Source organism: Thioalkalivibrio sp. ALE31 (assembly GCF_000377405.1).
Taxonomy (GTDB): Bacteria; Pseudomonadota; Gammaproteobacteria; order Ectothiorhodospirales; family Ectothiorhodospiraceae; genus Thioalkalivibrio.
This window is the reverse complement of the sequence record NZ_KB905028.1, coordinates 12,111-26,354: the sequence shown is the minus strand read 5'-3', so window position 1 is coordinate 26,354 and position 14,244 is coordinate 12,111. Positions and strand designations below refer to the sequence as shown.

12 protein-coding genes are annotated in these 14,244 nt (G+C 69.1%); 11 read left to right on the top strand and 1 reads right to left on the bottom strand.

The window, feature by feature from the left end:
* Positions 1-6 precede the first annotated feature (6 nt).
* Positions 7-1,389, top strand: a complete 1,383-nt coding sequence (locus D103_RS0112085) for a replication-associated recombination protein A (RefSeq protein ID WP_018876969.1) — start codon at positions 7-9, stop codon at positions 1,387-1,389.
* Positions 1,390-1,394: 5 nt separating this feature from the next.
* Complete coding sequence (locus D103_RS0112080) at positions 1,395-2,171, top strand: TVP38/TMEM64 family protein (RefSeq protein ID WP_018876968.1); 777 nt, start codon at positions 1,395-1,397, stop codon at positions 2,169-2,171.
* Here D103_RS0112080 and D103_RS0112075 read toward each other — a convergent pair.
* A complete protein-coding gene (locus D103_RS0112075; RefSeq protein ID WP_018876967.1) occupies positions 2,106-2,663 on the bottom strand; it encodes a TMEM165/GDT1 family protein in 558 nt (185 codons plus the stop codon). The two genes, D103_RS0112080 and D103_RS0112075, sit on opposite strands and share 66 nt — an antisense overlap.
* A 303-nt stretch (positions 2,664-2,966) precedes the next feature.
* On the opposite strand from D103_RS0112075, the gene D103_RS0112070 reads away from it, so the two are divergent.
* The 9 genes from D103_RS0112070 to D103_RS0112030 all read left to right on the top strand — a co-directional run bounded on the left by D103_RS0112070 (position 2,967) and on the right by D103_RS0112030 (position 14,242).
* Positions 2,967-3,209: a hypothetical protein gene (locus tag D103_RS0112070; protein ID WP_026280358.1), complete on the top strand. Its 243-nt coding sequence runs from the start codon at positions 2,967-2,969 to the stop codon at positions 3,207-3,209.
* 90 nt (positions 3,210-3,299) lie between these two features.
* Positions 3,300-3,656 carry a DsrE family protein gene (locus D103_RS0112065; protein WP_017941855.1) on the top strand — a complete coding sequence of 119 codons (357 nt, stop codon included), beginning with the start codon at positions 3,300-3,302 and terminating at the stop codon, positions 3,654-3,656.
* A 127-nt stretch (positions 3,657-3,783) separates the two neighbouring features.
* On the top strand, positions 3,784-5,097 hold the full coding sequence (locus D103_RS0112060; RefSeq protein ID WP_018876965.1) for a nitrate regulatory protein: 1,314 nt from the start codon (positions 3,784-3,786) through the stop codon (positions 5,095-5,097).
* A gap of 489 nt (positions 5,098-5,586) precedes the next feature.
* Positions 5,587-6,891, top strand: coding sequence for a CmpA/NrtA family ABC transporter substrate-binding protein (locus D103_RS0112055; RefSeq protein WP_018866406.1), 1,305 nt, complete (start codon positions 5,587-5,589; stop codon positions 6,889-6,891).
* A gap of 48 nt (positions 6,892-6,939) precedes the next feature.
* Positions 6,940-7,875 (top strand): nitrate ABC transporter permease, encoded by a 936-nt coding sequence (gene ntrB / locus D103_RS0112050; RefSeq protein WP_018876964.1) that lies wholly within the window; start codon positions 6,940-6,942, stop codon positions 7,873-7,875.
* 26 nt (positions 7,876-7,901) lie between these two features.
* Complete coding sequence (locus D103_RS0112045) at positions 7,902-8,702, top strand: ABC transporter ATP-binding protein (RefSeq protein ID WP_018876963.1); 801 nt, start codon at positions 7,902-7,904, stop codon at positions 8,700-8,702.
* Positions 8,702-11,182, top strand: coding sequence for a nitrite reductase large subunit NirB (nirB, locus tag D103_RS0112040; RefSeq protein WP_018876962.1), 2,481 nt, complete (start codon positions 8,702-8,704; stop codon positions 11,180-11,182). Before D103_RS0112045 ends, nirB begins: the two co-directional genes overlap by 1 nt.
* The gene (gene nirD / locus D103_RS0112035; RefSeq protein ID WP_018876961.1) at positions 11,179-11,550 is read left to right on the top strand and encodes a nitrite reductase small subunit NirD; all 372 of its coding nucleotides are present in this window, start codon (positions 11,179-11,181) and stop codon (positions 11,548-11,550) included. The genes nirB and nirD overlap by 4 nt, the downstream gene beginning before the upstream one ends.
* Position 11,551: 1 nt before the next feature.
* The gene (locus D103_RS0112030; RefSeq protein WP_018876960.1) at positions 11,552-14,242 is read left to right on the top strand and encodes a nitrate reductase; all 2,691 of its coding nucleotides are present in this window, start codon (positions 11,552-11,554) and stop codon (positions 14,240-14,242) included.
* Positions 14,243-14,244: the final 2 nt, after the last annotated feature.

The window sequence follows — 14,244 nt, the reverse complement described above, 5'->3', positions numbered from 1 at the left end:
CGCGCCATGAGCGATTCCCCCGAAGGTGATCTGTTCGGCCCGGATCCGGACATGGCATCGCCCGAATCCGATCCCGAACCGGCCCCGGCAGCCCCGGATCCGACCGCGCCACTGGCCGAGCGGATGCGTCCGGCGCGGCTGGACGAGATGGTCGGCCAGGACCACCTGGTGGGCCCGGATGCGGCGCTGCGCCAGGCGATCGAGCAGGGCCAGACCCCCTCCATGATCCTGTGGGGCCCGCCCGGATGCGGCAAGACCACGCTGGCGCGGCTGGTGGCGGCGGCCGGCGCCCAGCGACTGGTGACGCTGTCCGCCGTACTGGCCGGGGTGAAGGACGTTCGTGCGGTTGTGGAGTCCGCGAAGGCGCGCCGGCGCAATGGGGTCGGCACGCTGTTGTTCATCGACGAGATCCATCGCTTCAACAAGGGCCAGCAGGATGCGCTGCTGCCGCATATCGAGGACGGCACGCTGACCTTCGTGGGCGCGACCACGGAGAATCCGTCGTTCGCCCTGAACAGCGCGTTGCTGTCGCGGGCGCGGGTTTACCGCATGGAGGCGGTGGGGCCGGAGGCCGTGGAGGCCCTGATCGAGCGCGCCCTGAACGACCCGGAACGGGGTCTGGGCGGGCGTGGCCTGACGCTGGACCCGGAGGAGCGTCAGCGCCTGGCGCGGGCCGCGGACGGGGATGCCCGGCGTGCCCTGAACTGGCTGGAGACCGCCTCCGACCTGGCCCGCGACGGGGCGATTACCGGAGACGCCCTGCGCGCGGTCATGGGCGCGCAGTCCCTGGCCTTCGACCGCCAGGGCGATGCCTTCTACGACCAGATCTCTGCCCTGCACAAGTCGGTGCGCGGTTCCGACCCCAACGCGGCGGTGTACTGGCTGACCCGCATGCTGGATGCCGGCTGCGATCCGGACTACCTGGGCCGGCGGCTGCTGCGCATGGCCTACGAGGACATCGGCCTGGCCGCAGTCGGGCTGGGCGCGCGGGTGCTGGCGGCCTGGCAGACCGTGGAACGCCTGGGCCGGCCGGAGGGCGACCTGGCGCTGGTGCAGGCGGTGATCGAACTGGCCGCCGCACCCAAGAGCAACAGTGCCTACGTTGCGCTGAACCAGGCGCGCGCGGCGATCCTCGAGACCGGGAGCCCGGGCGTGCCGCTGCATCTGCGCAACGCGCCGACCGAGCTGATGCGCGCGGAAGGCTTCGGGGCCGGGTACCGCTACGATCACGACGAGCCCGATGGCTTCGCCCGTGGGCAGGTCTACCTGCCGGAGGGTCTGGAAGACGAGCGCTTCTACAGCCCGCGCCGGGACGGCACCGAGCGCGCGCTGGCGGAGCGCCTGGACCGTCTGCGCGACGCGGATGGAAACCCCGGCGGGGAGGGCTGACCGGGTTGCGCATCCGGCATCACAAGCGGTGGCTGACGGTGGCGGCGATCCTGTTCGGCGTGTCGCTGGCGTGGATCCTGCTGACCACCGAGTGGCCGAGCCTTGGCTTCCCGCTGGGCGAGGTGGAGGCCTGGCTGCGGGGCTGGGGTGCGGGTGCCTATCTGGTGTTCGTGCTCGCCTTCATGCTGCTGGCCCTGTTCCCGCTGCCCAGTACCTTCTGGATCCTGCTGGGCGGGGCGTTGTTCGGCCCCTTCACCGGCGCCGCCCTCAGCCTGCTGGCAGCGACCCTGGCGGCGGTCATTGCCTTCCTGCTGGCGCGTACCTGGCTGCAGCCCTGGCTGGCCCCGCGCATGGGGCCGCGCAGCACGCGGCTGCGGGCGGATGTGGAGGCCGAGGGCTGGCGGGTCGTGGCCCTGACCCGCCTGGTGCCGGTGTTTCCGTTCGCGCCGACGAACTACGCCCTGGGACTGGTCCGGCTGCCGCTGCCGGTCTTCGCGCTGACCACCATGGTCGCCCTGATCCCCAGCCTGTTCGCCTATGCCTGGCTGGGGCACGCCACCCGGGAGATGGCCAGTGGCGCCGACAGCGGGGTCCAGCTGGGGCTGGCCCTGCTCGCGGTGCTGGCGCTTCTGTTGTTGCTGCCGCGTCTGGTGCGCCGCATCTGGCTGGGCCAGAAGACACTGCACACCGAGGCGCCGCTGACCTCAGTATCTTCCTCAGACCCAGGCGAGCAGGACCCCGATGCCCAGGGCGAGGAACAGCAGGGCGGCGAGCGCGCGTAACAGCCGCAGGGGCAGGTGGCAGGCGAAGCGCTGGCCCAGCCACACCACCGGGGCATTCGCGAGCACCATGCCGATGGTCGAGCCGATCACGACCAGGATCAGGCTGTCGAAGGTCGCGGCCAGCGCGCCAGTGGCGACCTGGGTCTTGTCGCCCATCTCGACCAGGAAGAACAGCACCGTGGTGGTCCAGAACACACCGTGCTTCGACGCGGCCGGCAGCTCGTCCTCGCCATCCGGGACCAGTACCCAGGCGGCCATCACGATGAACCCGATCCCCAGGCCCCAGCGCAGCCAGTCCTCCGGGATGCTGGCGCCGATCCACACGCCCGCCAGCGCGGCCAGGAAGTGATTGGCCAGCGTGGCCACCACGATGCCCCAGATGATGGGCCAGGTCTGCTGGTAGCGGCAGATCAGGAGCAGGGCGAGGAGCTGGGTCTTGTCGCCCATCTCGGCGATGGCGACGATGACGGTAGAGACGAGCAGGGCTTCCATGACGGTCTTCCGGGCCGGGTGGGTGGGCAAGACATGTGACATCGCACCACCCACCCGGCCACGGATCGGGGCGCCATGCCACAGGTCTCGCGGGGCCCGGTGCCGCATCGGCGGCGGGGCTGTCTGCACCACGGTCCTCCGGGCGGAGGATCGAATCTGTTGATGCAGACCCCGGTGAGGCCAGGCCACCCGGGTCGCTACTCCCCTGAAGCTGGCCGGATTCTAGTCATCCCGGTCCGCGCGGGCAAGGACGATCGCGGCTCCGGGCTGCGGCGCTGACGAGGCTTGGGTAGCATGCGCGCGATGAAACGCTTCCTTTACTGGGTCGATCGGGCCCCCCTTTGGCTGTTCGCACTGCTGGTTGCGACCGTCGGCCTGGCCCCCTGGATCCCCGAGCCGCATGTCGCGGAGAAACTGCGCTGGCTGTTCGCCGGTGAGCTGACGCGGCTACCGGACATTCTTGACCTGGTCCTCCACGCCACACCGTGGCTGTTGATGGCCTTCAAGCTCTACCGCAACAGCGTCACGGCCCGCGGCACCCCCTGACCCGAGTGTTTCCCCGCCGCTTGTGGGAAATCGACGCCGCGATCACCGGCCGCTACCGTTTTCGCACCTTTTCAACCCCGGGAGACTCCCATGCGCTTTATTGTTGCCGTCACCGCCGGTACCGACGACCCGACCCGCGCCACGCTTGGCATGATCGCCGCCAATGTGGCCAAGCAGCAGGGCCACGATGTGACCGTCTGGCTGCAGGGCGAGGCCGTGAACATCGCCAACCGCAACGTGTACGACAAGATCGTTGGCCACAACATGCCGGCAATGAAGGACATCGTGGATTCGCTGGTGAGTGAAGGCGTCCCGTTCTGGGCCTGCGAGGCCTGCGCCAAGGGTCGCGACGTCGGCGAGCACAACTTCCTGCCGAACGCCGAGATGGCCGGCATGGGCCACTACGTCCAGGCCGTCGCCGAGTTCGACCGCTCCATGAGCTTCTGATCGGCCGTGCCGTTCCGCGGGCGGGGCGTGATGCCCCGCCCGTTTTTGTTTGTACCCCCGCTGTCAGTCGGTCGAACTGGCACATCGCATGCTTGTTTGTTCCGGGAGTGATTCACGGACGACGAGCATGACCCAGAACACATCCCCGAATTTTTCCCTCGAAGAGTCCATTGGCGATTTCCTGGTCGCCTCGCGCAAGTGCGAGGTGGTGAGCCTGGAGCGCCTGCTGGAGGCGGTGCAGCTGGTCGGGCGCATCCGCGCGCTGGTGCATGCCCTGCAGCGCGAGCGCGGGGCCTCCAGCCTCTGGATCGGGTCCGGCGGCCAGCGCTATACCCGCGAACTGGAGCAGTACCGGGCCGAATCGGACGCCGCCGCGGCCGCGTTCCGCGAGCACCTGGATGGCTGGCTGGCCCCGGACGCCTGCGCCCATGGCCGCAGTCGGCTGCTGGGGCGCATGGCGCTGGCGCTGCATGGCCTGTCCGGCCTGGGCAGCCTGCGCGAGGAGGTCCTGGAGCTGACCCTGAGCCCGATGGACTCGACCCGCGGCTTCAGCGAGCTGATTCGCGCCCTGATGGCCCTGGTGTTCGAGGCTGCGGATTCGGCGACCGATCCCGAGGTCTCGCGGGCCCTGGTGGCCCTGCTGAACTTCATGCAGGGCAAGGAACTGGCAGGGCAGGAGCGCGCGATCGGGGCCGCCGGGTTTGGCGCCGCGAACTTCGAGCCCGAACTGCGCCAGGCGCTGGTCCATCGGATCGATGCCCAGGAACGGGCGTTCCGCATCTTCTCCGAGTTCGCGGCACCGGCGGCCTGTGCCGCCTGGCGCGAGCTGCAGACGGCGGCCTTCGCCGCCGACATCGAGCGCCTTCGCCGTCGGGCCTGTACCGAGGCTTCCGGGCACCACGACCCCGCCCGGGCCGAGGAATGGTTTGCCTGTACCACCGCGCGCATCGACGCGATGAAGGAGATCGAGGATCTGCTGGAGATGCACCTGAACGAGTGCTGCTCGGCACGCATCACGGCGGATCGCGCGGACCTCGGCGCGGTGCGTGACCGGGTCGCGCAGCTCGCCGAGTCGGAGCTGCGCGACAGCGTGCCGTATGCGGTGTTCTTTGGGGCGCCGGAGGGCCTGGAGCCCGCGCAGGAGGAGGGCGATGCCGCACTCAACGTACCCATTGTCGGGCACTCGGTGATGGACCTGGTGCAGCGCCAGGCGGCCCGGCTGCAGTCGGTGGAGGACGAGCTGCATGCGGCACGCCAGGCCCTGGCCGAGCGCAAGACCATCGAGCGTGCCAAGGCGCTGCTGATCCAGCACCGCGGCCTCAGCGAGGATCAGGCCTACAAGCTCCTGCGCCAGACGGCGATGAACCAGAACCGGCGCCTCGCCGAGGTCGCCGAGGCGACCGTCGCGATGTCCGACCTGCTGGGCAAGGGCGGCCTGTAGCCCATTCTCCGGGAAACGGATGCCGGTGGGCGGCGCCTCTGTGGGAGCGGGCTTGCCCGCGAAGCCCCTGCCAGTGGCGGACACTGGCAGGGGCTTCGCCGCCAGGGCGGATCCTACAGGTTGTGCACCAGCGCGGTTCATCTGCACCGCAAGCGCGCCCCAGTATGGTGCCTTGCGGATCGTCTCCCGGACGCCGGGTTTTCCGAAAGCGTTCGACTCCATACGGCGAACCATCCGATTTTCCCGCGCCATGGCGCGATTGTTTCTGGCGGGGTCGATTAGCAACGGCTAATTGGCACACCTCCTGCAGGAGTATCGGCAAGACGAGCCAACGGCGGTTCGTCGCCTGACAACAGGGAGACCCGACGACCGGGCCTCCCAAGGGACTGGACAAAGGCGTCCATCACCCGGCTGCAAACGCGGCCGGGCTGATGTGACGCCTTTTTTCGTTTTTGGGATGTGTTTGCTGACAAGGGGAGTGAACCCGCAATGACCGATCACACGAATGACACGAAAAAGACCTCCGGCCTGTCGCGCCGGCGTTTCCTGGGCGGCATGGCCGCCGGGATCGGCGCGACCGCGCTGGGTGTTTCCGGGGCCGCGCCGTGGGGCTATGCGAAGGCCGGCAACGGCAAGCCGGAGACGACCGAGGCGAAGCTGGGCTTTATTGCCCTGACCGACGCCGCGCCGCTGTTCGTCGCGTTGGAGAAGGGCTTCTTCGCCGCCCATGGCATGCCCGACGTGCAGGTGCTGAAGCAGTCCTCCTGGGGCACGGTGCGCGACAACCTGGAACTGGGCTCGCGCCGCGGCGGTATCGACGGCTCGCACATCCTGACGCCGATGCCCTACCTGATCCACCGCCGTGGCACGCCGATGACGATCCTCGCGCGGCTGAACCTGGCCGGGCAGTGCATCTCGGTGGGCGACGAGTACGCGGACCTGAAGGTCGGGACCGACACGACCGAGTTCAAGGGCGCGCTCGCCGAGAAGGCCGCCGGCGGTGACGACATCCGCGCGGCGATGACCTTTCCCGGCGGGACCCATGACCTGTGGATCCGCTACTGGATGGCCGCCGGTGGGATCGACCCGGATCGCGACATCGCCACCATCGTCGTCCCGCCGGCGCAGATGGTCGCCAACATGCGCGTCGGTTCCATGGACACCTTCTGTGTCTGCGAGCCCTGGAACATGCAGCTGATCAACCAGGGCATCGGCTACACCGCGAACACCACCGGCGAGCTCTGGCACAACCACCCGGAAAAGGCGCTGGGGATGCGCGCGGACTGGGTGGAAGCCAATCCGAATGCGGCCCGCGCCCTGACAATGGCGGTAATGGAGGCGCAGATGTACTGCGAGGATCCGGCGAACAAGGAAGAGGTCGCCGAGATCTGTTCGCGCCGGCGCTACATCCACGCCCCGTACGCCGACATCATCGATCGCATGCAGGGGAACTTCGACTACGGCACCGGCCGCGTGGTCGAGGACCACCCCGACCAGATGCGCTACTGGAAGGACCAGGCCTCCTATCCCTTCAAGAGCCACGACCTGTGGTTCCTTACCGAGGACATCCGCTGGGGTTACCTGCCGCCGGATCTCGACATGCAGGCCCTGGTAGACGAGGTCAACCGCGAGGATATCTGGCGCGAGGCGGCCGACACGCTTGGCATCGATTCGGCCGACATCCCCGAATCCACCTCGCGCGGCCAGGAAACGTTCTTCGACGGCAAGGTCTTCGACCCGGAAGACCCGCAGGCCTACCTCGACAGCCTGGAGATCAAGGCGATCGCGTCCTGACGCGGCGGCCCGCCGACACCTGCACAGACGATTCAAGAGGATTCGATGATGAGTGCCATTCTCGATCGCAACATGACCTTCGGCGCCGGGCGCGAACGTCCGGCGGCCGCGGAGACCTCCACGGCCCCGGTGGCCCGCTCGGCCCCGCCGCCGGCCCGTTCCGGCGGTGCCCCGCCGCCCGACCCCGGGCTCTGGGGCCGGCGTATGCGCCACGCGGCCACCGTGGTGCTGCCCCCGGTGATCGTGACCGCGATTTTTTTGTTTCTGTGGGAAATGATGACGTCCTCCCAGGGAGCCGTACTGCCCGGCCCGAGTCAGGTGATCTCCGACACCTGGGAACTGATCGTCAATCCGTTCTATGACTACGGCGGCAACGACGTGGGTATGGCCTGGCAGCTGCTCGCCAGCCTGGAACGTGTGGCCTACGGCTACGCCCTGGCGGTGGTCGCCGGGATCGGTCTCGGCGTGCTGGTCGGCCAGTCCACCTGGGCGATGCGCGGGCTGGACCCGCTGTTCCAGGTGCTGCGCACTGTACCGCCGTTGGCCTGGCTGCCGATCTCCCTGGCTGCCTTCCAGGCCAGCAACCCGTCGGCCATCTTCGTGATCTTCATCACCGCGATCTGGCCGATCATCATCAACACCTCGGTCGGCATCCGGAACATCTCGCAGGACTACGTGAACGTGGCCCGCGTGCTGCGTCTGAACGGCTTCGAGTACTTCACCAAGATCATGCTCCCGGCCGCCGCGCCGTATGTCTTCTCCGGTCTGCGCATCGGCATCGGCCTCGCCTGGCTGGCGATCGTTGCCGCCGAGATGTTGATCGGCGGGGTCGGCATCGGCTTCTTCATCTGGGATGCCTGGAACGCCTCCATGCTCAGCGACATCGTGCTGGCCCTGGTCTACGTCGGCCTGGTCGGGTTCTTCCTCGACCGTCTGGTCGCGATCGTCGGCAACTGGGTCACCCGCGGCACGCAGGCCGGCTGAGCCGGCCCCCTCAAAGGAGAATCATCATGACCAGCTATCTCTCCATCGAACACGTCCACAAGACCTTTGGCGAAGGCCCGACGGCCAGCGAGGTGCTGCGCGACGTCGACCTGCACGTGGACCGCGGCGAGTTCATCTCCATCATCGGCCACTCCGGCTGCGGCAAGTCGACGGTGCTCAACATCGTCGCCGGGCTGCTGGAGACCAGCACCGGCGCGGTGATCCTGGATGGCAAGGAGGTCAGCAAGCCGGGTCCGGATCGCAGTGTCGTGTTCCAGAACCACTCCCTGCTGCCCTGGCTGACCGTGCGCGACAACGTGGCGCTGGCGGTGGACAAGACCTTCAAGGGCACCAAGTCCGCCGCCGAACGCCGCGAGTGGATCCTGCAGACGCTGGATATGGTCGGCATGAGCCACGCGCTGGACAAGCGCCCGGACGAGATCTCCGGCGGCATGAAGCAGCGCGTGGGCATCGCCCGGGCGCTGGCGATGGAGCCGAAGGTCCTGCTGATGGACGAACCCTTTGGCGCGCTTGACGCGCTGACCCGGGCGCACCTGCAGGACGAGGTGATGCGCATCCAGTCGGAGCTGGGCAATACCGTGCTGATGGTCACTCACGACGTGGACGAGGCGGTGTTGCTGTCCAACCGCATCGTGATGATGACCAACGGCCCGGCGGCGACCATCGGCGAGATTCTGGAGATCGACCTGCCGAAGCCGCGCGAGCGCCTGGCGATGGCCGACAACGCCGATTACAACCACTACCGGGCCGAGGTGCTGCGCTTTCTCCACGAGCGCCACAAGAACCCCGAGTCGGAGGCCGCGTGATGGATACCGCGAACGACAAGCCGCGGCTGGTCCTGATCGGCAACGGCATGGCCGGAATGCGCACGGTCGAGGAGCTTTTGAAGCTCAAGCCGGACATGTACGACATCACCGTGTTCGGTGCCGAGCCCTGGGGCAACTACAACCGCATCATGCTCTCGCCGGTACTGGCCTCGGAGAAGACCGTCGACGAGATCATGCTGAACGACGATGCCTGGTATGCCGAACGCGGCATCACCCTGCACAAGGGCAAGCGCATTGAGCGGATCGACCGCGTAAACCGGCGGGTGATCGCCGAGGACGGCACCGAGGCGCCCTATGACCGCCTGCTGCTGGCGACCGGCTCCGACCCGGTGATGATCCCGGTGCCGGGGCACGAACTCGAGGGCGTGGTCGCCTTCCGCGATATCCACGACGTGGACGCGATGCTCGCGGCCAGTCGCGCACACCGGCATGCGGTGGTGATCGGCGGTGGCCTGCTAGGCCTGGAGGCCGCCAACGGTCTGATGCGCCAGGGCATGGAGGTCACCGTGGTGCACCTGATGGATCACCTGATGGAGCGCCAGTTGGATGCCGAGGCCGCCGGGATGCTGCGCGGCTCGCTGGAGCAGCGCGGCATGCGTTTTCGCATGGCGCACCAGACCGAGACGATCCTGGGCGAGGACCGCGTCACCGGCGTGCGCTTCACCGACGGCAGCGAGGTCGATGCCGATCTGGTGGTGATGGCGGTCGGCATCCGCCCGAACACCGCGCTGGCCGAGTCCGCCGGGCTGCACTGCGAGCGCGGCGTGGTGGTGAACGACACCATGCAGACCTATGACCCGTCGATCTATGCGGTCGGCGAGTGCGTGCAGCACCGCGGCGCCACCTACGGCCTGGTCGCGCCCCTGTGGGAGCAGGCGAAGGTCTGCGCCAACCACCTGGCCGAGTACGGCATCGGGCGTTACGAGGGCTCGATGACCTCCACCAAGCTGAAGGTGACCGGGATCGACCTGTTCTCTGCCGGCGACTTCACCGGCGACGAGACCACCGAGGACCTGGTGTTCAAGGATGCCGCGCGCGGCGTCTACAAGCGCCTGGTGCTGAAGGACAACCGGATCCAGGGGGCGGTGCTGTACGGCGATACCCTGGACGGCTCCTGGTACTTCCAGCTGATGCGCGATGCCACGCCGGTGGCCGACATCCGCGAGAACCTGCTGTTCGGCCAGGCGCATATCGGTGACTCCGGCCACGGCGACGAGGCCTCGCGGGTCGCGGCGATGCCCGACGAGGCCGAGATCTGCGGCTGCAACGGCGTGTGCAAGGGCGAGATCGTCCAGGCAATCAGCGAGCACAAGCTGTTCACGCTGGAGGACGTGCGCGCCCACACCAAGGCGTCGAACTCCTGTGGCTCCTGCACCGGGCTGGTGGAGTCCGTGCTCGCCACCACGCTGGGCGGCGACTACTCCGACGCCCCGGCGAAAAAGCCGGTCTGCGCCTGCACCGACCACAGCCACGACGAGGTGCGCGCGGCGATCAGCCGCGACGGGCTGAAGACCATGGACGCGGTGTTCGAGGCCCTCGACTGGAAGACCCCGAACGGCTGCCATGTCTGCCGCCCGGCGCTCAACTACTACCTGCTGGCGGCCTGGCCGAAGGACTACCAGGACGACGCCCAGTCGCGCTTCATCAACGAGCGTGCCCACGGCAACATCCAGAAGGACGGCACCTATTCCGTCGTGCCGCGCATCTGGGGCGGAGTGACCACGCCGGCCGAGCTGCGCGCGATCGCCGAGGTGGCCGAGCGCTACCAGGTGCCCACGGTCAAGTTCACCGGTGGCCAGCGCATCGACCTTTTGGGGGTGAAGAAGCCCGATCTGCCGGCGATGTGGCGCGATCTTGGCGCGGCCGGGTTTGTCTCCGGCCATGCCTACGGCAAGGCCCTGCGCACGGTGAAGACCTGTGTCGGTTCCGAGTGGTGCCGCTTCGGCACCCAGGACTCGACCGGGCTCGGCATCCAGCTGGAACGGATGACCTGGGGCTCCTGGACCCCGCACAAGTTCAAGATGGCGGTCTCCGGCTGTCCGCGTAACTGCGCCGAGGCGACGATCAAGGACCTGGGCGTGGTCTGCGTGGACTCGGGCTACGAGCTGCACGTGGGCGGCAACGGCGGGGTGAAGGTCCGCGCCACCGACTTCCTCTGCAAGGTGGAAACCGAGACCGAGGTGCTCGAATACGCAGGGGCCTTCATGCAGTTCTATCGCGAAGACGCGCGCTACCTGGAGCGCACCGCCCCGTGGATCGAGCGCGTCGGGCTGACCCGCGTGAAGGAACGCCTGGTGGACGACGCCGAGAACCGCGCCGCGCTGTACGCCCGCTTCCTGGAGTCGCAGGAGGTGGCGCAGGTGGACCCCTGGGCCGAGCGGGCCGCCGGGCATGCGGCGCACGAGTTCATCCCGATCACGCCGGTGGACGCGGCCCCGCGCCAGGGGGTGTCGGCATGAGCTGGCTCGCGATCTGTCCGCTCGAGGACATCCCGCCGCTGGGTGCGCGCGTGGTGGCGGGCCCGAACGGCGACATCGCCGTGTTCCGCACCGCGGATGACCGCGTGTTTGCCCTGCGCGACCAGTGCCCGCACAAGGGCGGGCCGCTGTCGCAGGGCATCGTCCACGGCGAGCGCGTGACCTGCCCGCTGCACAACTGGGTGATCGACCTGCAGTCCGGCGAGGCCACCGGGGCGGACAGTGGCTGCACCCATGCCTTCCCGATCCGGGTGACCGACGGTCAGGTGTGGCTGGATCTCTCCGGCGCCACGGCCAATTCCGCGGACGATCCCTCGGCAGTGCCGGTCGCCTGCCGCGAGGCGGGCTGAGATGGCCACGGCTGAGTCGGTGACCCGCACGACCTGCCCCTATTGCGGGGTGGGCTGCGGCGTGGAGGTGACCGCGACGCCGGAAGGCGAGTTTCCGGTCGCGGTGCGCGGCGACCTCGCCCATCCGGCGAATGCCGGTCGCCTGTGCTCCAAGGGCGCGGCACTGGCGGAGACCCTCGATGACGAGGGCCGGCTGCTGCACCCGGAGATCGGCGGGCGGCGCGTCGACTGGGAGACCGCGCTGGATCATGTGGCGGACGGCTTTCGCGAGACCATCGCGGCATACGGGCCGGATGCGGTCGCCCTGTACGTCTCCGGGCAGATCCTGACCGAGGACTACTACGTCGCCAACAAGCTGATGAAGGGCTTCGTCGGCTCGGCCAATATCGACACCAACTCCCGGCTCTGCATGTCCACGGCCGTGGCCGCCCATACCCGCGCCTTCGGGGTGGATGGCGTGCCGGGGAGCTATACCGACCTCGAGCAGGCCGATCTGGTCGTGGTGACGGGCTCCAACATGGCCTGGGCCCACCCGGTCCTGTTCCAGCGCCTGCAGGCCGCCCGCGCGGCGCGCCCGGAGATGAAACTGGTGGTGATCGACCCGCGGCGCACGGCCACCGCCCAGGCGGCCGACCTGCACCTGCCGCTGGCGCCGGGCACGGATGCCTGGCTGTTCAATGGCCTGCTGGACCATCTGCGCCGGGAGGATGCGCTGGACCCCGGCTTTCTGGAGCGGCATGTCGACGGCTTTGCCGACGCCCTGGCGGCCGCGCGGGCCTCCAGCCCGTCGATCGCCGCGACCGCCGAGGCCTGCGAACTGGAGCCGGAGGCCGTGGCAACGTTCTTCCAGTGGTTTGCCCGTACCGAACGCACCGTGACCGCCTTCTGCCAGGGCATCAACCAGTCCGACAGCGGCGTGGACAAGGCCGGGACGATTCTCAACGTCCACCTGGCCACCGGCCGCATCGGGCGCCCGGGCATGGGCCCGTTCTCGCTGACCGGCCAGCCGAACGCGATGGGCGGGCGCGAGGTCGGCGGACTGGCCAGCCAGCTGGCCGCCCATATGGGCTTCGACGACGCGGCCCTGGACCGGGTCGGACGTTTCTGGGGCGCACCGAACCTCGCGCGCCAGCCGGGGCTTAAGGCGCTGGACCTGTTCCGCGCGGTCGAGTCGGGGCAGGTGAAGGCGGTCTGGATCATCGGCACCAATCCGCTGTTCAGCCTGCCCGAGGCCGCGCGCTTCGAGCAGGCCCTGGCCGAATGCCCGCTGGTCGTGGTCTCCGACTGCGTGCGCGAGACCGAGACCACGCGGGTGGCCGACGTCCTGCTGCCGGCGACCACCTGGGGCGAGAAGGACGGCACGGTAACCAACTCCGAGCGCCGCATCTCGCGCCAGCGCCCGTTCCGGGCGCCCCCGGGCGAGGCCCGCCACGACTGGTGGGCGCTGGCCCGAGTCGCGCAGCGGCTGGGTTTCGCCGACGCCTTTCCCTATACCCATCCGGGCGAGATCTTCCGCGAGCATGCGGCGCTGTCCGCCTTCGAGAACCACGGCACGCGCGACTTCGACATCGGCGCACTGGCCAGGCTGTCCGACGCCGAGTACGAGGCCCTGGAGCCGGTGCAGTGGCCGCTGCCGGCGGGGAGCCGGACCGGTGCCGAACACCTCTATGCCGATGGCCGTTTCTTCACCGCCAATGGCCGGGCGCGGCTCGCGGCCGTGACTCCGCAGGCCCCGACCGACCCCGTCGCTGCCGACTATCCGCTGCGCCTGAACACCGGCCGCATCCGCGACCAGTGGCACAGCATGACCCGTACGGGATGCACCCCGCGCTTGAGTGCGCATCAGCCGGAGCCGTTCGTCGAGATCCATCCGGTGGATGCCGGGCTGTTCCGGGTCCAGGCCGGCGATCTCGCCGAGGTGACCAGTCGCCACGGACGCCTGCTGGCGCGGGTGCAGACCCGCCGCGAGCAGCGCCCGGGCAGCGTGTTCGTGCCCATGCACTGGAGCCGGCCGATCGCGCGGCTCGCCCGGGTCGATGCGCTGGTGCCCGCGCATGTCGACCCGGTCTCCGGTCAGCCGGCGTTCAAGCACACGGCTGTGGCCGTGTGCCCGGCGGCGCTGGACTGGCACGGCTTCGTGCTGAGCCGCGAGCCGGTCGCTGCGCCCGCAGCCGACTATGCGGTCACCGCCCGTGGTCCCCGGCACCTGCGCATCGAACTGGCCGGGCGGGGCGCACCGCCCACGATGGATGCGTGGCGCGAACGCCTGGACGGGCCGGGGGAATGGCTGGAGTTCGCCGATCCCGCCGGGGGCCGCTACCGCGCCGCGCGGATCCACGAGGGCCGGCTCGCCTGCGTGCTGTTCGCGGGTCCCGACCGGGGCCTGCCCGAGCGCGAGTGGCTGGCGGGCCTGTTCGCGGCCGAGACCATCAGCGATACCGAGCGCATGGCGCTCCTGACCGGGCGACCGCCGAACGGGCAGGTCGCGCGCGGGCGCATGGTGTGTGCCTGCTTCGGCGTGGACGAGACGCGAATCCGAGCCGCGATCCGCGAGCAGGGGCTGGCCACCTGCGAGGCCGTGGGTGCGTCCCTCGAGGCGGGGACCAACTGTGGCTCCTGCCGACCCGAGATCCAGACCCTGTTGAATGAAGAAGCCGAGGTGCCCACGAACCCCGTGGCGCGGGAGGGATAAGC

Bases quoted from the DNA above. Each gene is read 5' to 3' on its own strand.
- D103_RS0112085 (WP_018876969.1), top strand. From the start codon at position 7: ATGAGCGATTCCCCCGAAGGTGATCTGTTCGGCCCGGATCCGGACATG.
- D103_RS0112075 (WP_018876967.1), bottom strand. From the start codon at position 2,663: ATGGAAGCCCTGCTCGTCTCTACCGTCATCGTCGCCATCGCCGAGATG.
- D103_RS0112070 (WP_026280358.1), top strand. From the start codon at position 2,967: ATGAAACGCTTCCTTTACTGGGTCGATCGGGCCCCCCTTTGGCTGTTC.
- D103_RS0112065 (WP_017941855.1), top strand. From the start codon at position 3,300: ATGCGCTTTATTGTTGCCGTCACCGCCGGTACCGACGACCCGACCCGC.
- D103_RS0112060 (WP_018876965.1), top strand. From the start codon at position 3,784: ATGACCCAGAACACATCCCCGAATTTTTCCCTCGAAGAGTCCATTGGC.
- D103_RS0112055 (WP_018866406.1), top strand. From the start codon at position 5,587: ATGACCGATCACACGAATGACACGAAAAAGACCTCCGGCCTGTCGCGC.
- ntrB (WP_018876964.1), top strand. From the start codon at position 6,940: ATGAGTGCCATTCTCGATCGCAACATGACCTTCGGCGCCGGGCGCGAA.
- D103_RS0112045 (WP_018876963.1), top strand. From the start codon at position 7,902: ATGACCAGCTATCTCTCCATCGAACACGTCCACAAGACCTTTGGCGAA.
- nirB (WP_018876962.1), top strand. From the start codon at position 8,702: ATGGATACCGCGAACGACAAGCCGCGGCTGGTCCTGATCGGCAACGGC.
- nirD (WP_018876961.1), top strand. From the start codon at position 11,179: ATGAGCTGGCTCGCGATCTGTCCGCTCGAGGACATCCCGCCGCTGGGT.
- D103_RS0112030 (WP_018876960.1), top strand. From the start codon at position 11,552: ATGGCCACGGCTGAGTCGGTGACCCGCACGACCTGCCCCTATTGCGGG.